22 protein-coding genes and 3 pseudogenes are annotated in these 22,268 nt (G+C 54.2%); 13 read left to right on the top strand and 12 right to left on the bottom strand.

Annotation, left to right across the window (positions count from 1 at the left end; all coding sequences use genetic code 11):
• Positions 1-3: 3 nt before the first annotated feature.
• Positions 4-693 carry a lipopolysaccharide kinase InaA family protein gene (locus tag CAF74_RS19200; protein WP_085747360.1) on the bottom strand — a complete coding sequence of 230 codons (690 nt, stop codon included), beginning with the start codon at positions 691-693 and terminating at the stop codon, positions 4-6.
• 620 nt (positions 694-1,313) lie between these two features.
• A complete protein-coding gene (locus CAF74_RS19195) occupies positions 1,314-3,071 on the bottom strand; it encodes a sensor domain-containing diguanylate cyclase (protein ID WP_176240497.1) in 1,758 nt (585 codons plus the stop codon).
• A 796-nt stretch (positions 3,072-3,867) separates the two neighbouring features.
• On the opposite strand from CAF74_RS19195, the gene CAF74_RS19190 reads away from it, so the two are divergent.
• From CAF74_RS19190 to CAF74_RS29445, 5 genes and pseudogenes are all read left to right on the top strand, one after another.
• Positions 3,868-4,419, top strand: coding sequence for a redoxin domain-containing protein (locus tag CAF74_RS19190; RefSeq protein ID WP_085747359.1), 552 nt, complete (start codon positions 3,868-3,870; stop codon positions 4,417-4,419).
• An 11-nt stretch (positions 4,420-4,430) separates the two neighbouring features.
• Complete coding sequence (locus CAF74_RS19185; protein ID WP_070086726.1) at positions 4,431-4,970, top strand: thioredoxin domain-containing protein; 540 nt, start codon at positions 4,431-4,433, stop codon at positions 4,968-4,970.
• A gap of 98 nt (positions 4,971-5,068) precedes the next feature.
• Complete coding sequence (locus CAF74_RS19180; RefSeq protein WP_085747358.1) at positions 5,069-6,169, top strand: low temperature requirement protein A; 1,101 nt, start codon at positions 5,069-5,071, stop codon at positions 6,167-6,169.
• A 226-nt stretch (positions 6,170-6,395) separates the two neighbouring features.
• Positions 6,396-6,695 carry a putative quinol monooxygenase gene (locus tag CAF74_RS19175; protein ID WP_085747357.1) on the top strand — a complete coding sequence of 100 codons (300 nt, stop codon included), beginning with the start codon at positions 6,396-6,398 and terminating at the stop codon, positions 6,693-6,695.
• Positions 6,688-6,885, top strand: a pseudogene (locus CAF74_RS29445) (potassium transporter); the annotation flags it as partial. The gene CAF74_RS19175 and the pseudogene CAF74_RS29445, both read left to right, overlap by 8 nt.
• A 38-nt stretch (positions 6,886-6,923) precedes the next feature.
• On the opposite strand, the gene CAF74_RS19165 reads toward CAF74_RS29445, so the two are convergent.
• Entirely contained in the window at positions 6,924-7,907 is a 984-nt protein-coding gene (locus CAF74_RS19165) for an LLM class oxidoreductase (protein ID WP_085747356.1), read from the bottom strand.
• Between the two features lie 570 nt (positions 7,908-8,477).
• Complete coding sequence (locus CAF74_RS19160) at positions 8,478-9,083, bottom strand: hypothetical protein (RefSeq protein WP_008075492.1); 606 nt, start codon at positions 9,081-9,083, stop codon at positions 8,478-8,480.
• Positions 9,084-9,816: 733 nt separating this feature from the next.
• On the opposite strand from CAF74_RS19160, the pseudogene CAF74_RS29440 reads away from it, so the two are divergent.
• Positions 9,817-10,035 (top strand): annotated as a pseudogene (locus CAF74_RS29440) (hypothetical protein).
• 61 nt (positions 10,036-10,096) lie between these two features.
• Here CAF74_RS29440 and CAF74_RS19150 read toward each other — a convergent pair.
• Entirely contained in the window at positions 10,097-10,732 is a 636-nt protein-coding gene (locus CAF74_RS19150) for a TetR/AcrR family transcriptional regulator (protein ID WP_176240496.1), read from the bottom strand.
• 128 nt (positions 10,733-10,860) lie between these two features.
• On the opposite strand from CAF74_RS19150, the gene CAF74_RS19145 reads away from it, so the two are divergent.
• Complete coding sequence (locus CAF74_RS19145; RefSeq protein WP_085747354.1) at positions 10,861-11,787, top strand: NmrA/HSCARG family protein; 927 nt, start codon at positions 10,861-10,863, stop codon at positions 11,785-11,787.
• Between the two features lie 461 nt (positions 11,788-12,248).
• On the opposite strand, the gene CAF74_RS19135 is transcribed toward CAF74_RS19145, so the two are convergent.
• Positions 12,249-13,151: a LysR family transcriptional regulator gene (locus CAF74_RS19135; protein WP_176240495.1), complete on the bottom strand. Its 903-nt coding sequence runs from the start codon at positions 13,149-13,151 to the stop codon at positions 12,249-12,251.
• Positions 13,152-13,274: 123 nt separating this feature from the next.
• Here CAF74_RS19135 and CAF74_RS19130 point away from each other — a divergent pair, with 123 nt between their 5' ends.
• Positions 13,275-14,705, top strand: a complete 1,431-nt coding sequence (locus CAF74_RS19130) for an aldehyde dehydrogenase family protein (RefSeq protein ID WP_085747351.1) — start codon at positions 13,275-13,277, stop codon at positions 14,703-14,705.
• 446 nt (positions 14,706-15,151) lie between these two features.
• Here the strand turns inward: CAF74_RS19130 and CAF74_RS19125 are convergent, their stop codons facing one another.
• The gene (locus CAF74_RS19125; RefSeq protein ID WP_085747350.1) at positions 15,152-16,204 is read right to left on the bottom strand and encodes a tyrosine-type recombinase/integrase; all 1,053 of its coding nucleotides are present in this window, start codon (positions 16,202-16,204) and stop codon (positions 15,152-15,154) included.
• A 1-nt stretch (position 16,205) separates the two neighbouring features.
• The gene (locus CAF74_RS19120; protein ID WP_085747349.1) at positions 16,206-16,448 is read right to left on the bottom strand and encodes a DUF4224 domain-containing protein; all 243 of its coding nucleotides are present in this window, start codon (positions 16,446-16,448) and stop codon (positions 16,206-16,208) included.
• Positions 16,449-16,518: 70 nt separating this feature from the next.
• Here CAF74_RS19120 and CAF74_RS19115 point away from each other — a divergent pair, with 70 nt between their 5' ends.
• Positions 16,519-17,268: a hypothetical protein gene (locus CAF74_RS19115; protein ID WP_085747348.1), complete on the top strand. Its 750-nt coding sequence runs from the start codon at positions 16,519-16,521 to the stop codon at positions 17,266-17,268.
• A gap of 129 nt (positions 17,269-17,397) precedes the next feature.
• Here CAF74_RS19115 and CAF74_RS19110 read toward each other — a convergent pair whose 3' ends face one another.
• The 3 genes and pseudogenes from CAF74_RS19110 to CAF74_RS19100 form a co-directional block, all read right to left on the bottom strand.
• Entirely contained in the window at positions 17,398-17,913 is a 516-nt protein-coding gene (locus CAF74_RS19110; protein WP_139832924.1) for a hypothetical protein, read from the bottom strand.
• A 14-nt stretch (positions 17,914-17,927) separates the two neighbouring features.
• A pseudogene (locus CAF74_RS19105) lies at positions 17,928-18,511 on the bottom strand (hypothetical protein).
• On the bottom strand, positions 18,508-19,107 hold the full coding sequence (locus tag CAF74_RS19100; protein WP_085747346.1) for a hypothetical protein: 600 nt from the start codon (positions 19,105-19,107) through the stop codon (positions 18,508-18,510). Before CAF74_RS19100 ends, CAF74_RS19105 begins: the two are co-directional and overlap by 4 nt.
• Positions 19,108-19,174: 67 nt before the next feature.
• Here CAF74_RS19100 and CAF74_RS19095 point away from each other — a divergent pair, with 67 nt between their 5' ends.
• Complete coding sequence (locus CAF74_RS19095; RefSeq protein WP_085747345.1) at positions 19,175-19,633, top strand: hypothetical protein; 459 nt, start codon at positions 19,175-19,177, stop codon at positions 19,631-19,633.
• A gap of 4 nt (positions 19,634-19,637) precedes the next feature.
• On the opposite strand, the gene CAF74_RS19090 is transcribed toward CAF74_RS19095, so the two are convergent.
• Positions 19,638-20,507 (bottom strand): hypothetical protein, encoded by an 870-nt coding sequence (locus CAF74_RS19090; protein ID WP_085747344.1) that lies wholly within the window; start codon positions 20,505-20,507, stop codon positions 19,638-19,640.
• Between the two features lie 100 nt (positions 20,508-20,607).
• On the opposite strand from CAF74_RS19090, the gene CAF74_RS19085 reads away from it, so the two are divergent.
• The 3 genes from CAF74_RS19085 to CAF74_RS19075 all read left to right on the top strand — a co-directional run bounded on the left by CAF74_RS19085 (position 20,608) and on the right by CAF74_RS19075 (position 22,080).
• Positions 20,608-20,805: a hypothetical protein gene (locus CAF74_RS19085; protein ID WP_085747343.1), complete on the top strand. Its 198-nt coding sequence runs from the start codon at positions 20,608-20,610 to the stop codon at positions 20,803-20,805.
• Positions 20,806-20,916: 111 nt separating this feature from the next.
• The gene (locus CAF74_RS19080; protein ID WP_085747342.1) at positions 20,917-21,186 is read left to right on the top strand and encodes a hypothetical protein; all 270 of its coding nucleotides are present in this window, start codon (positions 20,917-20,919) and stop codon (positions 21,184-21,186) included.
• 93 nt (positions 21,187-21,279) lie between these two features.
• Positions 21,280-22,080, top strand: coding sequence for a putative phage abortive infection protein (locus tag CAF74_RS19075; RefSeq protein WP_176240494.1), 801 nt, complete (start codon positions 21,280-21,282; stop codon positions 22,078-22,080).
• The last annotated feature ends 188 nt before the right edge of the window (positions 22,081-22,268 follow it).

Genomic DNA, 22,268 nt, shown 5'->3' with positions numbered 1-22,268 from the left:
CTTTCAAGAACGGCCCTGAGTGATTACTGGTCGACCCAGGTGCTTTTCATAATGACGAAGAAAGTGTTGCCACTCCGGTTCGCTCCAATAGGAATGGCGCCTGAGTTGCAAAATGTCGTGCCGAGCTGCCCGCAATGAGCTGATTCGCCCATGGGACTTCTCGAGATCGAGCAGCGCAAGCTCGAACTCGGGATCGCTCGACGAATTGCGAACTTTGATAAAAATGTGCTTTGAGCGCATGCAGCCATGTTGCCAGCGGCCGAGATGCATTCGTGCCATCAATGACGCGAGTATTTCGAGCACATTGTCCAGTTGCTTGGGCGTGTATTGGTTTTTTGCACCTTCGTTGTACCAGGATTCCAAATCCTGGAAACCGTTCAAGTCCTTGGTGACCAAGATGCCGTGCCAGACCCCTTTGATTTTTTGCGCACCGTAGTAAACCGGTTGAGGGGCGTTGACCCCAAGGTGGAGTAACTTTGTGAGCGCGCGGCCTTCGCGCAAGGTAGTGGGGCGCCCCAGAGGATATCTCAGGCTGCGAAACAAATGACCCGTCTGACGCTTAACGTACACAGTCGCACCGTTATGCAAAACTCGCTGCACTCCGCTCGTGCCACTCCTGCGTACGTTGGGTTCTTCTACCCAAGGGCCTGATGTATTCCACCAATAGGAAAAAATTTGGTCGGTTTGGCTCATCGCGCACTCCATTCTTGTGTTGTTATCAGCTGCGCCATCGGCCTTTTTGCTGGCTGGCATCATGCCGTTATTCAAACAGACGTTTCAATATTGAGCTAGTTCCTTTGATGACGCGCTTATCCATTATTGAGCGGGAGCTACGGTCCAAAGGCAGTCGTGAGAGATGAAATGGTTTCGGCCAGGACAGTCGACGGCTTTCAAGTCCGAAGATTAATCCATATATTTCAATGCCTTAACTTGTACTCGTTTCCGCTAGGCAGTATTCATTAATGCTCTGGAGGCCTCTGAAATCAAGGGGTGGATACTTATTTGCGGAAACGAAGTTGTCCGGTTATCTGGCGTTCTGGGTAGGCTCATGATCGCCCTGAATTTCATAGCTGCAATCGAGAGGTTGCGCTTGATGGAAAAGCGACTTTCATCTGAATTGGGATTTTCGCAGCCAACCTGGTCAGTCGTGACAGGCAGGACACGGCCAAAAGCAGACGATCGCTGGAACGCTACAGACTAGATGCTTTTCCAATCATGCTGAAATTATGATCATCGTCGCTGTTCAGGCGGCGTTGGAGGCTCATTGCGTCTTGGCATGTCGCTGCTTTGAGGTCTGAATCCCTCCCGACCTTTCAATAACATTCGATGCGGTTGCGCCCGGCACGCTTTGCGCAATAGAGCGCCTTGTCGCTGCGCGACAGGCTGGCCTCAGCGCTGACATCGGCTGAATGGAGGGCGGCGATACCTACGCTGACCGCCAGTGTCAGACGTTCGTCTCCGTGGTCTAGTGGCGCACTGGCCAGCTCATCCTGGACTCGTTGGGCGAAGATTTTGGCCTCGTCGACGGAAGCATTGCTCAATACCACTGCGAACTCTTCGCCGCCCATGCGACCGGCAGCATCGGTTCTGCGCAGCTGTGTGCAGAGAATGGCCGAGAAGTGCTGAAGCGCGAGATCACCTACCGAATGTCCCCAGCGATCATTAATGGCTTTGAAGTGGTCAAGGTCGAACATCAGGATTACCGCGGGATAGCCGGCAGAGCGCTGCATACGCGCCAACTCGCTTTCGAGGTGCTGCATGAAGTGGCGACGATTGGACAGTTGCGTCAAGGAATCCGTGCTGGCGAGCACCTGCAGTTCTGCTTCGATTAGCTTGCGCTCGGTGACATCGGTGATGATGGCGTGCCAGAGCACACTCCCGTCCGCCAGTGCCCTGGGACGCGCAGCACCATGACGCCAAGCGGCGCCCCCACCGGGCAGCAGTACCCGGTATTCTAGGTTCCAGGGATTGAGATCCGTCGCAGACGCTTCCAGGGAGCCGAGGTAGGCAGTCAGATCGTCCGGATGGATGATCATGTGCAGCATGTCGGCATCCTGCATCAGTTGCTCCGGCGTCACTCCATAAATGTCGCGGGCCCCGATGCTGACGAAGGAAAAGCTGTACTGTCCATGCAACTGCCGCAGACTCTGGAAAACCATGCCGGGGATTTCGTTGGTCAGGTCGGTCAGCAGAGCGGCGTTCAGCTGTATCTGTTCCGACAGGGCGTACATTGCAGTGACGTCAGTGGTGGTTCCGACCATGCGCGAGGGTTTGCCGGCACCGTCAAATTCGACCACCTTGCCGCGACTGCAGACCCACTTGTAACTGCCGTCCCGGCAACGTAATCGGTGCTCGACTTCGAAAACCTCGGTGCGCCCGTCGATGGCCTCCTGGTAGACGGCCAGCACGTATGCGAAGTCGGCAGGATGGATGCGGGTGTAGGCCTCGGCAGGGTCGCTGCCGATCTCGTTGTTGGTGTAGCCCAGCAAGGCCTTCCAACTATCGGAATAGTTGACTTTGCCGGTGAGCATGTTTCGGTCCCAAACACCGGTGCCGCTAGTGGCGATGGCCAGCGCCTTACGTCGATCGTTTTCGCTCGGAAGCTCAAACTCCGCTCGATCCGAATCCTTCAGCAGCAGCGCCCCAACTGCCAATTGAGCGAACTCCTGCAACCCTTTTTGTTGCTCGGCATCGAGCTCGCGCGGTTGGTCGTGAAGCAGACAGAGAAGGCCGAGCTGCCCTCCACCTGGCGCTTGCAGTGGGCAGGCGGCGAGAAAGCGCAGCGAGGGAAACGTTTTTGTTAGTTGGTGATTGCGCAGATGCTCGTCGCGGCTGATATCGGGTACAAGCAGAAGTGTATGGGCATTGGCATCGGAGGGAAGCGGCATGCGGAGGTCTGGCAGTGTGTCGCGCACAATCGGGCCGGCGCCAGCGCAAAAGCGTTGTAGATCCTGGGCGCCGGTTGTCAGCAGGACGGCCACGACACCGAACTGCCGCCTGACCATATGGAGCAGGCCGTCGAAGCGCTCGTCTCGGGAATCTTCTGACGACTTGGATCTGCTGGACAACATTCGGATTTCTCCACTCCGGGGTACGAGTTGTGCCTCCTGGCGATTATCGGCTTGGGGTTGGAAAACTTAACAATAATAGCTTTCTGCCGTCATCATTTCGTTAAACCGTGACGAATTGGCTGGCAGCCCCTGCCGTTGTCTCAGGGGAACCGAAAAGGGACGGACTCGAGTCCCTATATTCGCTGGCGATGGCCAACCCTCATCCGGTGAATAAATAGCTCTGGTTTACCTACTCCTTCAGCCCGACTCGGGTCATGACGAGCCAGCTGCTGGTTACAGACTTATGTTTACGATTTGACTGGCTGTTGGGGTAAGGGGCCGAGTCGTCTGCCTCTGGTCGGTTTCTGCTTGTCGTAACGGGCAGCCGTTGTCGTCCAGAAAGCAGATGTAGATTTGTCTGAAGTGGCGAAATAGCTGCCAAAATCATCGTGTTAAAGCGCCGCCTGAAATGGCAGCAAGATAAGCGCGTTAGTGTTGTTGGCACTTGAGGGTACCGAAAATTCGTTCAGCGACTACGGCAAGCGTCATCAACGACTATAGTCATTGGTGAGCCAGAGCGAATCTGAACATTCCCCTGCCAACCTGGCCTAATCCAATTCCGCGATTACACGGCGGATCTTCTTGTGTTCCTTGATGCGGAACGTGAATGTTTCGCTGCCGAAATCACTCAGGCTCAGGCTGAGATCGAGGCAGCGTTGTCTTTTTTTGAACCCCTTGATGGTGGATGGAGTTATCCCGCCGGGCACGTCGCATCCCACTGAGCACGTCCCAACCACCCATCTATCAGGTTCAAGCAATGAATACTTTAGAGTTCGATGATGCACAAAAAACCAATGGCGACCTGGTTCAGGGTCCGCTGCCGGCCGGCACTGTCGCGCCCGACTTCACTCTTCACGCAACCCCTGATCAACAGTTGTCGCTGCGTGAGCTAAAGGGAAATCCCGTGATACTGGCGTTTTATCCCGCTGACTGGACTTCGGTGTGTGGTGACCAACTGACCTTGTACAACCAGTTGTTACCCACCTTCAGAGAATACGGTGCGGTGCTATTGGGTATCTCGGTTGACAGCGCCTGGTGTCATCAGGCCTTTGCCAAAGATCGAAATTTCCACTTCAGCCTGCTGGCCGATTTCGAGCCCAAAGGGGCGGTGGCACGACAGTATGGAGCGTACGAGTCCCAGCTCGGAGTTTGTAAGAGGGCACTGTTCGTGATTGACAAGGAGGGGGTGGTCGCCTGGAGCTACGTCTCACCAATGGCAATCAACCCTGGGGCGGACGGCATTCTGGATGCGCTGGATGCTCTGGATGCTCTGGTGAATTCGCCACAAAGCACGCCAACCAAAAATTAACAGGTGATTACATGGCCACTCTCAAAGTCCCGGTAAGTGCCAACGACCATCGCCAGGGAAGTGCGCATGCCAAGGTCACCTTGGTCGAATTTGGCGACTATGAATGTCCCTATTGCGGTGAAGCGTATTGGATGGTCAAGAATCTGCAGCAGCATTTTCGCGATGATTTGCTGTTCGTGTTCCGTAACTTTCCTCTGACCACTGCTCACCCGCATGCGCTGGGTGCAGCGGTCACCGCGGAGTATGCCGGGAGTCGAGGGTTCTTCTGGGAGGCTCACGACGAATTGTATGAAAATCAGGATCGATTGGGTCTGCCGCTGTATCGCGCCATTGTTCTCAAACACGGCCTTTCCAGGGAGGAATTCGATCTTGCAATGCAAGAGGATACTTACATTCCCAAAATACAAGCCGATTTCAATGGCGGTGTACGCAGCGGCGTGAATGGCACCCCAGCGTTTTACATTGACGGGCTTCGCTATGACGGAGTTCCAGAGTTCATCGGGATGAGTCAGATGATTGAGCTTTTGTTAGTGCGTGGACGAAATCGCTAGAGAGCCAAATCGGCTTGGCATCACCCACATCGGAGCCGAGGAAAAACCAACGTTAGCTTCCTTTTACATTAAAGAGGTGGACACGGAGCCGGCAACTAATGAAATCTTTGAAGTATTATGAAGAAAATCGACACGCCACATGGTTGGAGTTGTTTTTTGACCTGACTTTCGTTGTTACGATAGGCCAGGTTACGCACACTCTCGGACATGTTCATGACGGCCACTTTGAACATAAGCAATTATGGACATTCTTACTGCTTTTTGTACCGTTGTGGTGGATCTGGTCCAGTCACACGATTTACTCCAACAGGTTCGATACAGACAGCAATCTTCACCGTTTGGCAACATTATTCATAATGCTCCTGCTCATTGTGCTATCGGCACGGATCGGAGAAGACCTGGAAGTGAACTACCCGCTTATTATTGCCTGCTATTTTGGAATACGAGCGATCATCAGTGTTATGTACATTTCATCCATTAGTAAACTCGATTCTCGCGGCGAACTTTCCTCAAGGCTTGGTTTTGCCCTATTAGTTAGCGCAGTTATTAGCCTTTCATCCGTTATTTTTGACCCGCCCTTGCGTTACCTTGTTGCTTATATTGGGATTATTCTTGATGTTCTGTTTCCTGTATTTTTCTGGACTAAACTAAAACCGTTGCCAGCACACACGGAACACTTGGTTGAGCGCATAGGTCTACTCACCCTAATCTTATTGGGGGAGTCAATTATTAGCCTTTCCGGAGGCCTGTCTAACATTCAATGGGGTTATTATAATGTGATGGCGGCCATCACCGGATTTATCATGATTTGCAGTATCTGGTGGATCTATTTTGATAGTTTTTACTTATTGAACAAACATCAAAGCAGTATGAGTGGGCACGCCTTAATCTACTCGCACCTTTTTCTTTTTATGGGGCTGGCACTTCTGGCAAATTTGATCAGGCATGCGATCCTGAACGACATTGCGATGCGCGATTTCCAGATTATGTCGATCACCGGCATGGTCTTGTTTTTCCTGGGGAAGCAATATGGCTATTTCATAGCTGTGAGTCGAATAAGGAAATACATACTGCAAAACACCTTGATCGTGTTTTCTTTAGGTGGGTTAGTTATATTTCTACCGCGTGTCGAGTACATATTGGTCGGCTTGACAGTCACCATGATCTGTTATGTTCTCCTGAATTTCAGATATCGTTGAGTCTTGATTATCAGGCCACAGCTCGGGAAAAGTGATCACGCGGCTGGTCTGCGGTTTGCGCGCTGCCTACTACGTCATTCTCAGTGTCCAAGCGACATGCGACGCTACCCTTGGTCTCTTTGGGTTTGTAATCCTGGTGTCGTCGACCATAGTTAATTGCCGGATGCCCCTTTTAGCTATTGCGACCAGATAGCACCAGCCGCATCGTAACAACAGGAGCCACGTCATGGTCAAAGTAGCGTTGTTCGTTCGTCTGGAAGCAAAACCTGGGAAAGAGAAAGAGGTGGAGCGCTTTCTCTTGAGCGGCCTTCCTTTAGTGGAGGAGGAGCCAGCCACTACAGCCTGGTTTGGAATCCGCTTGGGGCCGTCTACCTTTGGCATCTTTGACGCATTTCCGGATGAAGCGGGCCGGCAGGCTCATCTTTCGGGCAAGGTCGCGGCGGCGCTTATGACAAACGCTGCCGAGCTGTTTGCCGAACCGCCATCAATCGAGAAGGTTGACGTCCTTGCGGCCAAGCTACCCTGAAAGGATACGCGCGCAAATCGTGTCCATGGACGGCGTGGAAGCCGCACAGAATCTGCAAGGCAATGTGCTCATCACGGGTTTAGGCTGGGTAGGGTAGATTGCTTGCCGGGCACCGGTCGCTCATGGCGCGAAGATCTCCATCATTGATGTAGATCCGGAGGTCATCCGCGCCGTGACACTTTATGGTTTCGTCAAGTGAGCATTCGTCGGCGTAGCAGTGACCGATGTTCAATGCGCTGCCGGACGCGGCTGCACTCCGAACTGCGCAACGATGTGCGTACCCAATTCCTCGATAACCTCCGCCGCAGGGCGCTTGCCGTATTTGAGATTGAGAATGACGTGGTCCACGCCGATTTCCTCAAGCGACTCCAGCAAAAACCGTAGATGGTAACGTCCCAGTCTGAAACCCAAATGGATACGTGTGGGGGGCGTGGACGGATTTTCATCGAGATCGATGTACAGCGACTGAGTAAAGGGCTTGTACACAGAGCCACATTGTTTCGTGACCTCCAGTCGCCAATCTTCCACGACCAGCCGCTGCATGTTCGGAATGCGTGGATAGTTGATCCATCCGTTGCTCTCACGCGCGATCCAATCCAGTGACTGGCGACTGTTGCCGGTCACGAGCATTGGAATGAATTGGGTGGTAGGTTTCGGAATCAGGTCTGCGCCTTGCATTTCACCAGTGCTCCAGTGGATGGGCTCAAAACTGGTGCTGTGGGCGCGGCGAATCACTTCGTAGTGTTCTCGAAAGATCTCTCCACGCCTTTCGGGATCGACGCCAAACGCCGAAAACTCCACTGGCCGATCTCCCGAAGCAACCCACAGAATCAAGCGACCAGTGCTCAACTGATCGACGCTGGCTGACGCCTTGGCCGTGTGCAGGGGATGGTGCAGCGGGATGGCGATGGAGGCGGTGCCAAGTGCAATCTCCGAGGTATGGGCGGCCATATAACCCAGGTAAACCCAGGGGTCGAAGACTTGGCCGACATCGCCAAAGCCAGGGTCGCGAAGCGGCACGTCGCGAAACCAGAGCGCGCAGAAGCCCAGCGCCTCGGCTTTTTTAGCCAGTGTGACCTGGTTGAGCATGCTCGGAGTGTCCCCGTCGAACGCCTCCATGGGAAAGAATAATCCAAGGCTCAAATGCCCCTGAGTGAAGGTTCGGCTGAACCCTCGATGCTGCTGGTAAGGAATCGTGCTCGGCCGATACATACGGATTGACCTCATGGCAGAACGTTAACAGCGCCCCCGTTTCCAGAGGTGCTGCGGCATCGGTCGCTTTTGAACGGCAGGTGAAGGGACTGGGTCTGGCTTTTACCCGTTGCGCCGTACTGCTGGTCGTGTGGACCGGACTCAGGGGGCAGTTGCTGGCGATAGGCGCGGGTTGGTCCGGGTGGGTGTTAACCGGACGGTCAAAGGAAGTCAGATCTCTCGGCTCTATACCACCAGATGGGCAAGGCGTTCGAGGAATCATTCTATAAGCGTAGGCGGTTTTGCAGCTCTCCGCCATATTCTTACAATCGAGCCGCTGGCGGGCGAAAGTCGCGTATCGAAGGCAGTTATCGGTCGTTTCCTGCCATTCCAGAACGGCCGCTATTGGCCGTTTTCTGCCCGTCGCGAGAGGCAGAAAACGACCCAATGCAGCCCTTCTTTTTCGTTGTGTCTGTAACTGTCGGCAGCCGACTGTCGGCTCTCGACAGGCCCGGCGCATCGGGCTTGCATTGAACTACTTGCGCTTCAATTGCTGCTGGGACTGTTTCACTCGAAAGGTCAGGTCAGGACTTAGGATGCGGCTGAGCGATTCTTTCCCTGCGTACACGGATTAAAAATCTGGCGAATACTCTCGCTGGTTCCTACATAGGTTTTGGTACCTGGTACCGCCACAGCCGAGTAATTCTTGCGATCGGTGACCTGAATAAAATTTCCTTGCGCAGCCGTGAAGCTCTCAGTGTTTGGCGGCACTAGCACGCTCAGGAACTGGGCTTTCTTGTCGAGGGCCAAAGCACCTCCCACGGTAATTGGCGCCAGCATGGCGGCCCAACGTTCACTGAATAGGTAGAAGGTATCGGCTGCGGCTCTGCCACTTTGCAGGTGGGCACACTGCACATCGCTGGCGTTGATGACTTCAGCTTGCTGGTAGATGCCGCCCTTATAGAAGGCCAGCACTAGCTTGCTCTTGGTCAGCACACCCAGGCCTTGCTTGGGTCTGCACACTTGCAAATCACCATAGGGAGATAAGCACCAGTTGGTTTCGGTGATAGTGACGATTTCGTCTGCGCTGAGCTTCAGATCGCGTTCAATATTGGCGCGGGCTTCCGGGGTTTCGTAAGGGATTGCGCATGCGCTCAATAGAGCTGCGAGGGTAAGGGCGAGTAACGGGGTTCTCATCAAGCGTCCTTTGCTGCTGGAAGGTACATGTAAATGACGAATATTTTTTTGCAAATCTCTTCCTTCAACACTCTACGAGTCAAGCAATCGCCAGAGCAGGAGAAAAAAGCCGTCGTTGAGATTGGGTTCTGAGATAAGAACATCAAAGCGGACGATGTGATCGACAAACTCTGGCCGCTGATGACGGCTGAGCAGATCCTCCACCGGTCTACGCATCGGGAAAATTATACAGATCGCGCTGAGTTTAAAGAGCTGTTGGAAAATCTGCTAAAACTCGTCGTTTGAATTTCTCGACAGCTAGCGCGCGACTGAGATCCATTTTGGGTCAGACGCCGCGTCGTGCGCTGGCGTCCAAAAAGCAGCTATCGTGAGAGTCCGCTTTTGGCCGATTTCAGCCCTTCGCGACAGGCAGCATTCGTCCATAAGCGGACGCTCGGAAGCGACTGCTATCGGCCATAATAGGACTGTAATGATGAATCTTGAGGAGATTGAAGGCGGCAAAAGTTTTTTGGTTTCAATCTCTCCTTCACCGCCACATTCAGTAAACGCAACCCGCTAATTTTTTTAGAGAGAGTCGGGGGCTTGCGGTTTTTGACGTCTAAAAAAGGCCATATGAGACTGAGATGGCGCACTGTTCTGGTGCGGATAATGGAGCTATGTGTGCCTATCTCGGCCCTTGAGTGCTGCCGCATAAGCTAGGCTTTGCAAACCACTCATTTCCAGGATGGATCCCCTGTCAGATAACTCAGCCTCCAACATCGCCACTGCTGATGCGCTGACGTTGCTTCTGCACAACCAGCATGCCCTGGCGGCGGCAATAGTAGAGGTCACCGTATAGCTTTCCACATCTGGCGCATTAGATGTGGCCGAGAACGCCGTGGCGGCGCTGGGTACGCTGGATCAAAATGCGCAAGCGATTACTGAGGCGATCATGCTGCTGAGAAAATCGTAGTGATCTATCGGTAGACGGAATGGGTTTTTGATAAGCCGCGGCAGAGGAAGCACGCCGCGGCTTAGATCTTCTGCCCTGCGACACTTGCCCCCGTCATTAGCACCATCAACACATGGTCGACGAGTCCAATCAGTTGCTCACGCGAGATTGGTGAACCTGTAGGGCCAGCGTAGTAGGCCAAAAGCGCGACGACCGTATCACCCATCACCTTGAGCTCATTCTCAGCCAAGGGTGCGCTCCTCGCATCATTCGTGTGGCTAGCGAGCTTGCCCAATTCTGTTTGTAGAAACGCGCTAAAGCGTTCGGTTAAAGACAGGTAAAGATCAGGGTGCAGCCGAGCCATTTCCATCGTCGAAGTTACGATTTTTGGACGGTCTTCACACCTGCTGACTTGCTCCATTAAGGCGATAAGATCGCTTCGTAGTGACGTACCTGGATACTCAGGCGAACTCAGTAAATCCAACGTATCAAAGGCATCGGTCACGAGATCCGATTTAGCTGTCCATCGCCGGTAAAGTGTAGCTTTCGACACTCCCGCTCGCGTCGCCACATCTGTCATCGTCAGGTGGTGATACCCCTTCTCCCATAGCAGCTCAAGTGCCGCTTTGATGATGAGACCGTCCCGACTTTTGTCTTGAGCGCGCCCCCGTTCTGCGGGAGGCAGGCGACGCTTATGGTGAATAGCTTGATCGTTCATGGAAGTCATCATAGAGGAATTGTTACGGAACACACGATTTCCGAAACTGTTGCGTTTCGTATTGGACAATCCTACCATGGCTGAACTCTTCCAGCGCTGAGCGCGCTTACTTTTTTGAGAGGCTGCTTATGTCTACTCCGATTACTTCCCCAATTCTCGTCATGGGCGCCACTGGCAAACAAGGTGGCTCAGTTGTCCGCGCGCTGCTGCGGGCGGGCCACCCTGTGCGCGCTTTTGTACGCGATCCTTCTTCTTCTGGGGCGCAAGCACTCGCAGCCCAGGGCGTCGAGGTTGTAAAGGGTGAATTCACCGATACGGCTAGCCTCGACTCGGCATTGGTAGGAGTGGGTGGCGTTTTTTCCGTGCAAATGGGATCACAGCCTAGTGATCCACATACTGAAGTTTTGGCCGGCAAGGCTCTAGTTGAGGCCGCTCATCGGGCAGGCGTACGTGTGATCGTCCACTCTTCGGTCGCTCGTGCTGGCGATCATGAGAGCTTTGTCGGCTGGAATGAGGGGCGTTGGGAGCCGCTGTACTGGCTAAATAAGGCGGCGGTGAACGAGATGGTGAAGACACAGGGCTTCACTCACTGGGTCATTCTAAAGCCGGCTATGATCATGGAGGACATTGTGCCGCCGCAGGCGGATTTACAATTCCCCACACTTCGCGAACGGGGTCGATTTGAAACTGCAATAGCATCGGACACTCTCATTGACTGGATCGCGGTGGAGGACATCGGTGCCTTTGCGGCGGCTGCCTTTGCAGAGCCCGAGCGTTTCCATGGCCATGAAATTGACCTCGCCGCAGAGTCATTCACTTTGCCCGAGGTCGCTGCCAAGATAACTCAGGTCACTGGCAAGTCGGTTTCGGCTGTCACCTTATCGAAAGAGGAGGCGCTCTCTAGACCCTATGGCGAGCTGTACTCCCAAGCCGAGTCATGGAACAACGTTGAGGGCTATAAGGTCGATCTCGATGCCGTTCGTACCTGGGGCGTTCAACTGACGACTCTCGACCAATTCATTCACCAACACCGCGATAAGTTCATCATTGGCTAACGCGTAGAATTCCAGCCTATGTTCAATCGGCCCCCACACCTAGCTCCTGTGCGTGGGCCTTTTCTTGCGCGCCTGGCGATCACGCCGGCCCGTGTTGTTCTACCATCTCCCGGCCAACTGGAATCACGGCACATCTTCTAGACCATGATGTGCGCATGAATGCGACCTCCGCCAGTGCCGGCGGTATGTGCAGTGCCAGCGATTGTGCCGCCGGATTTGTAATCGGACTGGAGATGGTCGAAGTGCGGGACGCGGCCACTCTCAATGGGTTGTACCAGGCTGTTGACGAGGCAGCTGCGGCTCGGCGAGTAGGAGCCGCAGTGATCGGTGAGGGTGTTCCAAGCCCCCCCCCTTTGCGGATTGCTGCCGATCACGAATGGCAGCTTTTGGCCGAAAGCGGTCCTTTCTGATGGGTGTTTTTTTGGCCGAAGGGGGACGATAAAAAAGGCGGCGGAACATTATCAAACCACCGTGGGCCGCAACTCTTGCGCCAGTTCAATCAGTGCGCGCAATCGCGCCGGCACGAAGCGATGGCCCGAGTAGTAGAGCCTCAACCCGCCAAACGACGGGCACCATGACATCAACACCGGCACCAGGGCGCCGCTCGCCAGTTCTTCTTGGATGAACCACTCGGAGATGAAACCAATGCCAAGGCCCGACACCACGGCCTGTTTGATGGCCAGCAACTCGTTGGAGGCGAAGCGCACCGGCAGATCCATCTGCAGCTTTTGGCCATCGCGCTCCAATTCCCACTGATAGAGGCCACCGTGGGCCATGCGCATGCAGATGCTCTGGTGGGTAAGCAGATCTCGCGGATGCTCGGGCACGCCGTGGCGTTCGAGGTACTCGGGCGTTGCTACTACGAGCATCCGGATGTCACCTGACAGTGGCACGGCAATCATGTCTTGCGGCACAGACTCCGCCAGGCGGATCCCGGCGTCGAAGCCACCGGCGATGATGTCGACCATGCTTGATTCGCTGACGATGTCGATGCGCACTTCGGGATAGCGCTGAGCGTACTGCTTCAATAGCGGATCCAACAGCAGGTAGGCCGCGCCATGCGGTGCATTGATGCGCAATGTGCCGCTGGGTTCATCGGGGCCGAGGCTGGCTTCTTCGCCGGCACTTTTGATCTGCGCCAATGCAGGGGCGATACGTGCCACATAGCGTTGCCCAATGTCGGTGAGGGCCACGCTGCGCGTGGAGCGATTGAACAGGCGCACTTTCAGGCGTGCTTCCAGGCCGGCCACCGCGCTGCTCACGGCGGTGGTGGACATGCCCAATTCCTGTGCCGCGCCGCGAAAACTGCTGCGGCGCGCCACGGCCAGAACCACTTCCAGCTCGGTCATTCCTGTTCTGTGCATGGATTGTCCTGAATATGCGGATGCTTCATAAGCCAAAAGGTGGCTTATCGGAATAATGAACCCTTCTTAGACTTCATCACAGAGGCTCGATTCAGGCGAGTCGTTTTTGAGCGAGGAGTCGCCATGCAACTCATTGAACATATCTACATCGACGGCGAGTTCGTCATTCCGCACGGTCAGGAGTGGTTCGACCTTCATAACCCGAGCACCGAGGAAGTCATCGGTCAGGTTCGGCTGGGCGATGCATTGGACGCACAGCGTGCGATCGCAGCCGCCAAGGTTGCGTTCCCGGCGTGGGCTCGTACTAGCCGGGGGGAGCGCATTGCGGCACTGCAACGCATGCACCGGGCCATGGCGGCAAGGGAGGAGGAACTGTTGGAAGCCATCCTCGTGGAATACGGCGCGCCTGCGGTTCGCGGGCGCTGGATGGCGACTTATCCGGCCGATGTGATTGCGCAAGCAATCGATGCACTGGAGGCGTTCGATTTCGAGGAACAGGTTGGCGTGGCCAGGGTCATTCTGACGCCCGTGGGCGTGACCGGTCTGATCACGCCCTGGAACAGCAATGCGGGCTTCATCTGCAACAAGCTGGCCACCGCGCTGGCGACAGGCTGCACCGCTGTCATCAAGCCCAGCGAGATGAGCGCGTTGCAGACGCAGGTCGTGGTCAGAGCGTTGCACGAAGCGGGGCTGCCACCGGGTGTTTTCAATGTCGTCAACGGACGGGGCGATGTGGTTGGCGAGGAGATCGCCCGTCATCCCGACGTTGCCAAGATCTCGTTCACGGGTTCGTCCGCTGTCGGTCAGCATCTGGTAAGAACCGGTGCCGACACCATGAAGCGCGTGACGCTCGAATTGGGCGGCAAGTCCCCCACCGTGGTGCTTGACGATGCTGATTTCCAAGCGGTCATGCCGTTGGTGCTGCAAGCCGGATTTCTCAACAGCGGCCAGGCCTGCATCGCGGGCACTCGCATCCTCGTGCCGCACAGCCGGCTGGCAGAGTTCGAGCGGATTGCGAAGGAGGGTGTCTCACAGATTCAATCGGGCGATCCACGCAACGCCGACACCGACATCGGTCCGATGGTGAGCCAGAAACAATGGGAGCGGGTGCAGCGCTACATCCGTACCGGCCACGAAGAAGGCGCAAGGTTGCTGGCGGGTGGCGAAGGTCGCCCGGAAGGCTTGCATGCCGGATGGTTTGTGAAGCCCACGATCTTCACTGATGCCACCAACCGGATGCGCATCGCGCGTGAGGAAATTTTCGGCCCCGTGCTGACGATCATCCCCTACGAGGATGATGCCGATGCGATCAGCATTGCCAACGATACGGACTATGGGCTGAGCGCTCTGGTGCTGGGAAAAAGCTCCGAACGTTGTATGAACGTCGCCCGTCAGATCGATTCGGGACGCGTGCTCATCAACACCCTGGCCCACGAACCGCGTGCCCCCTTCGGTGGATTCAAGCATTCAGGCCTTGGGCGCGAAATGGGCAGGTGGGGGATGAGCGCGTATTTGGAGCCAAAGACGTTGATCAGCTATGACCCATTGAAATGACTGGTTCAGGTTCCTGTTTGGGAGCACTGGATGGGGAATGGCAGTTAGCGTCCGCTTTTGGCCGAAAGCAGCCTACTGCTCCACTCAAAATTCGTCTGTCGCATTAAATTTGGCAATTGAAATTGACGGGAGGAGGGCGGTCTGAAAAGTAGGGTTGCGGAAATGGCCGAAAAGATGCGGAAACGATCTATAAAGAGAGGAGCAAAATTCCTGAATGCTAGAAACGACAAAGCCCCGAATAATCAGGGCTTTGTCGTATCAAATATGGCGGAGGCGATGGGATTCGAACTCATGGACCTGTTACAGTCGACGGTTTTCAAGACCGTTAAATAGATTCAAACGGGCTGCACATTGTAGCTGTTTTTCGTTCCATTACTTTCAGTTTTCAGCACCCCTGCAGACCGCATTCTACAAGGGGTGCACTTCAAGTTATGGAACTCTTTTCTTCACTCTTTTGACGGCTTCGCGATGGCACCGACACGGCGATAAACCCGCTCGGTGATGTCGCCTTTCGTGTGTCCGAGCAACAGGCTTGCATCGCCCACATCGCTGATCTCCGACGCGGCCTTTGGGCGAATGTCGCGGAACTGGAATTCCCCGATCCGGCTGGCGAGCAGCTCGTCACCTTTCTCAAACGCTTCCATTTTTGCCCTTTCCCGAGCCGCGTCCCAGCGCTTCCTGAGCATCGTGGCCGTCATCCGTTTACCGCTCCTATTGATGATCAGGTAACTCGAAACGTGCTGGGCGTTTCGCCCTGTAATTGCGGCGATCAGCTTGCCCAGGCTGTTTGCTTCTCCGGCGGTAGTCATCTGTATGCGCAGCTTCTTCTGCGTTTTGTTTTGCTGAACTGTTAGATAGCCCCCTTCAACATCGTCCTTCCTCATCACCAGCACGTCTGCCGGTCGCTGTCCGGTCAGATAGGCCAGGTCCATCGCGTCTTTCAGCTCCTGAGCTGCCTTCTTGTACACCGCCTCCCAAACCACATCATTCGCGTAATAGTCCCTGGGCGTTTCCTTGTTCTTGCGCACGCCCTGGCAGGGGTTTTCCTTTGTTGTCAGCCCCCACTCCCGGGCAATGTTGAAAATATGGGAGAGGGTAGCGATCTCGCGGTTCGCCCGAACCTTTGCCGATCGTGCATCACGATATCCGGCAATCGTCGCCGGAGTGATCGAGTCAATCGGCGCGCTGTCGAACATCGGCCGCAACTGCTTGATCTCTGCCAGGTTGTCCTTCTGCGTGCGCGGCGCCTTCTTGGGCACCACGTCGCGGATGTACCGATCGAAGATGCCTTTCATGGTGCGCAGATCGAGCGGCTTTTCCTTGGCTTCCAGCTCGGCCCATTTCAACCGGGCTTTGTCGAGATCCTTGCCCAGCGGTATGTCTTTTCCGAGCAGGTCGCGGTAGTAATAGGCCGTCCAGGTGGTACCGTTCTTGCGTTTGCGGGATCGTTTGTACATCCGTGGTGGCAGGTGGTGGTGCTCGGTCTTGCGGGGGCGCATATCAATTCACTCGCGAGTAATCAGGCGTCCATGCCGGCGCCGCCGGCGGAGGGTTAGGATCGGCAATGGTCGGGTTGATCATGCCCAGCTTCATGCGGGCATACATCCGACCCACCAGTGGGCGTTTGCCGCGGCTTTCGACGAACACCCACTGGCGATCAATGAGCCAGCGGCGCTGATACGCGCGCGCCTTGTAACCGGTGAGATCCGCCAACTCTTCGTCGGAGAGGATTTCTGTTTCCATGGTGATGCTCCATGCACGTGGCGGCAGAAGATAGGTTATTATTTAATAAACGTTTTTCTGAGTGGTAGGGATGAATTTGAAGCTGCTTAAAGATGTACTTCCAATCATATTGGGTGTTGTTTTTGGCGTTCTTTCAATCGCGTTCGGTTACTTGTTGGTCATGTTTTGCTCTAAACTTATTTCTTCTGCCGGATTTTCTTGGTTAGGAAAGAAAGTGGAAGAAGCGAAAGTTTTTGATTTTGCTATTCTTGTTGCGTTGTTAACTTTTTTTGGCAAAGAGTTTCTTGATTCTCGAAGAAAAAAGAAAGAGCAGGGGAGGCGAGTCAAGGCATGTAAGGTCTTGTTGGCTGAAGAGTTGCGGCTTAATTATTATGCGCAAAAAACACTTAGCAGGATATTTTCAGAAGCGTCTAAGAACCAAGATTCTGAAGACAGGCCGAAATTAGAGTACAAGCTAATTCGTGGTATGGATTTTTTCTCATATACCGATTCTCAGGCTGGTTCAGGAGCAATGACGCCAATTCCAAAGGTGAGCTTTAAATATTATGATCGTTTTGTGGATACAGTCGCAGAATTAGATGCCCGACTTTTTGAAAGTATGCAGTTGGCATATGTTGAAATGCGCGAAATTGAACATGTGAGAGTATCTTTGGTCAATTTTATGCAGGTGGAAGAGGAGGAGGCGTACATTCCTAAAGATATCAGGGATAATGGGTTCGTGGACTATGCCTCGGATGTGGTATCTGATGCTTACGGTCCTATGAACGATTTTTATTTCATGTGTTCTGGGAAAGCTCTAACTCAATCACAGCTTCGATAAGAAAAAATTGCACTTTGAAAATCGAAAAGAGTGATGCTCTACAGTTTTTCTTGTAAAGAATTTTTGCCTCTACAGCGGCTGACTTTGAAGGGGGAGGGAGTAGTTTTGCGATGGAGTACAGATATACACCTATCGGGCAGTTGCTGACTTTTCCGCTTTCTTCTGCTGGCGTGCGCAGTGCCGTTCGTACGGGCCACCCGGCAAGTTGGCGATTGCGTATGCTGCCTTGATGAGCAGATTGCCCAGCTTCTCTTGCGCCTTCGGCACGAAAAATCTGAAGCGCGATGCCTTCGGGTAGTACTCGTCGTAGGCCATCCGACTGCACAGTGTCGAAGCTTCATCAAGTCCCAGGCTTCGGCCGTAAGAGATCAGGGTCTCCCGCTCTTGGACCTGCTCATCAATCCGCTGATCCGCTGCGTTCAGGCGCTGCTGCAGGGCGTCACGCTCGGCGCGAAATTGATTGATCTCGTCCTGAGCCTGGTCGACGACCTTTTGCGCTTCGTGCACATCGATCCATTTGCCCATGGCCTGGTCTTCGAACTTTTGCACCGACTTGCCGGATGGCGAAAGGAGGAAGGCGTAGCGCGGTAGGGCGTTCAGCTTGTCCCAGAACTCGAAACCGTTACGCGTTTTTATGTTGCGCATCATGCAAACTCCAATCAGTTGTCGGTGCCTGTGTAGGTGCGCCAAGGCACCTTCACGCCGTTTACGAGGAATTCCCAGTCACCGCGCCACTTGCTGGTGATGAAGAGGGTGAAGACGCCGCCGGGGGATACCTTGTCGATGCGGTGGTATTCGCCGTGGTTGAGGCGGGCGGTGTCGCCTGGCTGGCGTTCGATGTACTCGGTGGCCTGGAAGGCAGCGTCGAACGACTGGCGCATCTCGGAGGCTTTCATCAGCAACTGGTGAAGTACCGGATCATCTGGCTGAAGCAGGCGCTGCTCCGTGTACCAGCCGCGCAGGATGATCGTACGGGCGTTCCACGGGTGATCGTGCAGATCCCGGTCGTTGTCCTCGCGCAGGATGTGGTGGATCCGGAACGACCACGGGCACCACCAGTTCGCCGGCTGTGCGTCTCCCGGCTGTACGGGTTGAAAAGCCACCAGCGGTCCATGTACATCTCGGTGCCATCGGCGGACATGATGTGCTGGTACGGTGTGAGCTTGGCGCGGGCGATGAGCCAGTCGGCGATTGCCGGGCGGGCCAGGAGCTTGGCGACCAGGCGCCAGAAGAAGTTGATCATGCTGCGCGCTCCTTCTGGTAGAAGTCCCACGCGGCCTTGTCGCCCAGGGCCACATACCAGCTCAGGGTGCCGTCGCCGTCGTGATCACTCACCGACCCGCCATACTGCGAGCCAGGGAACTGGAACTTGGCAGACATCGAAATCTGTGGCCACCCGATGCTCCACTCGGTGAAGGTCAGATCGGGCCGCTCTGCCAGCACCTTTGCTTTGAAGACCTCGCCCTTGGCATTTGCATCAGCGATCTCCCTGTCCCGCGCGTCTTTGCAGCCCTGATCGCAGTAAGCGTGCCTGCCGTCGTAGACGATCTGAAGCGGGTTACCTTCTTCGTCTTCCTCGTCCTCGTGGATCTGGTTCTCGCAGTTGTTGCAGTACAACCACCAGCCCTGCTCGTGGTAGGCCTTGGCCGGTATGAAGCGCTGACCTGCGAACTGATCAGCCCACGGCGCGCGCCGGCAGAAGTCCACCTCTTCGAAGGTCAGGTTCAGCTCGTTGCCGCCCTCGCGGCGCGCCGTAGCGCTGTTGGTTGCAAAGGTGATGACGTGTTCACCTTCAGAGCCTTCACCGACGTGATAGGCCTTCATCTTTTCTTTGGGCATGGGGCGTCCTATGCCGGGGCATGCCCGGGCGGTATATTGCTGCATTGAATGTCTGACGGACTGGGCGATGAAGCTGAAAACTCGGATCAAGGCCATGTTGCCAACAATTTGGCAGTATCAATTTGATTTACGAACATGCAGGAAAGCAGAGGATGAGCTCGATAAAACAAGGCCGCCAAATACTCAGGCGGCTCATGACAGTGGTGCGCTTTATTCGTATTACTGCGACAGCACTGAGCTATACCAATGGCGCCGCTCTCTGGTCACGAAAATCTATCGGTACCGGTTAGAAAAACTCGGTGTCCCAATGGTTGATCCCCACGATGAGAAATTGTGGGAGTCCGTTGAGAGTGGACTCACTCAAGATAGTGTTAGATGTTTGACGACAGCTGGTGAGTACGCTGCGATTGCAGCCATTAGAGAGGCTCAAAAGCACCGTCGGGAGATTAAGGCTTTTTGGTTAACTTGGATCACTGGCCTCGGTGGAATAATCATTGGCGTCGTTTCAGTACTTGCGAAAAAGTAGAAGCTCAATCGCCGCAGAAGCAGTCGATGTCTTCGGCGAGATATTCGAAATCGAAGTCGGTCTGCCGTGATCTTTGTTCAGCAGACCAGCCCATCGTTTTGTAGTCGGCTCGATCTTGCCGGAACACCTGGCCGAACCGTTCTTCAGTGCCCGACCACCAGACCACCCGCGACGGGTCATCCATGATGGTCTTGATGAGCTTTCCCTCGTTCTTCTTCCAGCACAGGTCGCAGTTGCCGAAGTCGGAATCCATGCCGAGGTCGAACGGCTGGTCCGCCCAGAAAACGCCGACATCCTCCTTGGTGATGCCGGCGGTGTAGGACGGGCATACGTTGTCCCAGCGGGTGCCGCCGCGATCATTAGCAGCCATCATTCGGTGGTAGCGCTTCGGCTCGTCGTAGCGGATCCCGACGACGCAGTCCCACTCGGTGTAGCCCAGGGCGCGCATGTGCTTCTCGCCGATTTTTACCTTCAGGTACGCGGTGCACATGTTGTTCGAGAAGTTCGGCAGCACCGGCGGCAGGTTCTTCTCTGCCTTCCGGTATGCGGCGTAATACTCGAGCATCATGGTGAACGGCTCGCCGTTGCGGCTGGCCGTCTCGAAGTCCACCAGCTTGTACCAGAGCACGTCATCGGGTTGGCCGTACACGCGGCACCACTCCATCCAGACGATGTTCACGTTCCAGCGCCTGGCGATCTGATCGATGAAGACCAGCGTTTCCTCGCGCTCCTTGCCGGTGTTCTGGAAAAACAGGTGCACATCAGGCGGGAGGGTGCCGCCGTGTGCTTCGAGGATCTTGTAGACCATGTGCCCGCTGGTGCGACCACCGCTGATGCCGATCTGGGCCGGGCCCGTGATCAGGTAGGGATTCATAACTGCTCCAGACAGCCGATTGCCTCGCCGGCTGGCGTGAAATGTGTTTGTGGGCTATTGATTGGTGGTCCGGGTTGGAGCCGGCTCAAGGAGGACATTAATGAACAAGAAGCCAACAACAAAGGAAATTGCTGATGCGCTTGGACTAACGACAGATCAAATTGGTGGGTATATCGCCAGCACGGAAAAGAGAGCCGACGGAAGCTGGCTCATCTATCTAGATACGCGTATTGAAAGTCTCGACTTCTATGAAAAAATTAAGAGTAAATTGAAAGGGTTTTACACCTACGAAATGTAGATTTGAGCCCGTGAACAATTTGCCGCTCAGTTTTTCGCTGCAAGTCCTGTATGCCAGCTGGCGATTCGTAGAAGTGGGGTATTGATAGATTTTTTAAAGTGGAGCGCTGGTATGGACATTGTTACAGGTGCGGAGTACTGCTCTATTACCGCAGGGGCGGTTTCGGCTTTTTGCTGGGTGATGGCTGCAGTTGTGACGGTAGATCCTCCTGAGAAGCTGAAGGGGATGCCAGATGGTGAGTACATTGCTGGCACTGTTTACAATGGAGGTGATCTTGTTCGGACCCTGAGCGCGCAAGGGCGGTGGAATAGCATCGCCGCGATAGCCGCAGCGACTGCGATGGCGTTCCAGATAGCGACAAAGTTAGCTCTGCTTCAGTGAGCAGGCGCCGCCCTCCGTGACCGGTGGTGGCAATTTGGTTTGGTTGAAGTATTACGAATGACCGGAATAAGGCCAGATAGAATGGAGCAGGTAGTGAATAAAAAATCGCGACTCGATTTTTATATAGGGCTAATTGTATTATTTATAATAGGTGCCTATATCGCTTATTGGGCTTATCTCTATGCAGGATTGGACTCTGCACCACTTGGTGTTCTTGATAGAACTCGTTCCGGGACATTTGGTGATGCGTTTGGCGTAATAAACGCTCTATTCTCAGCGCTGGCATGCAGTGGTGTCGTTGCTACGCTCCTGTACCAGCGGCGAGACTTATCCGTTCAGAAAGAAAAATCGGAAATGCAGCAATTTGAAACGCAGTTTTACAGTCGTCTAACGTTGCAGCAAAATGTTGTCGATAGACTTGATCTGGTAGATAGAAAATCAAAAGCGGTAATAGCTACTGGGCGAGACTGTCTTAAAACCATATTTCGCGAAATGAAGAGAATCTACTCTACTGCTAGCAAGACCCGCAAGCACGACGACGCGCTAATGAAATCTTACTCAGTTATCTGGGGGCATTTTCACAGTGACTTAGGTGTTTATATGAGGTCGCTTTACAGTTTGTTTAAATTCGTATCGGAGAGTGCGTACCCCGATAAGAAAAAATTAGGAGTGGTTGTCAGGTCGTTATTGTCGGATTTCGAGTTGGCTCTCATTTTTTACAACTGCTTAAGCGAAAAAGGTGAGAACTTCAAACGGTACGCTGAGGAGTTTCAGTTGTTCGACAATCTGGATATAGATATTTTAATTTTGAAAGATGATGTATGTAGAGTGCCAAAAGCAGCATGGGGCAATAATGCCGCGGCCTTAGCGATTTTTAAGATGCATGAATCTTAAACTTTTTTGATATCTGTATCACATTTAGTGCGGCGTCCTTGGATGCAGCTTGCTAGCGCTTCTTGCGCTGCTTCATGGCTTCCGCCGGCTCCTACTGTTCTTCGGCCATGGCCTAGCTCTTCAATTCCGCTGGCCGGCAGATCGCCAACTGATGTATTTATCCTTAACTCACACTGGCAGGAGGCCGA

This window comes from Pseudomonas sp. R45(2017), assembly GCF_002112305.1.
Taxonomy (GTDB): Bacteria; Pseudomonadota; Gammaproteobacteria; order Pseudomonadales; family Pseudomonadaceae; genus Aquipseudomonas; species Aquipseudomonas paraglycinae.
This window is presented reverse-complemented; position numbering and strand designations above follow the sequence as displayed.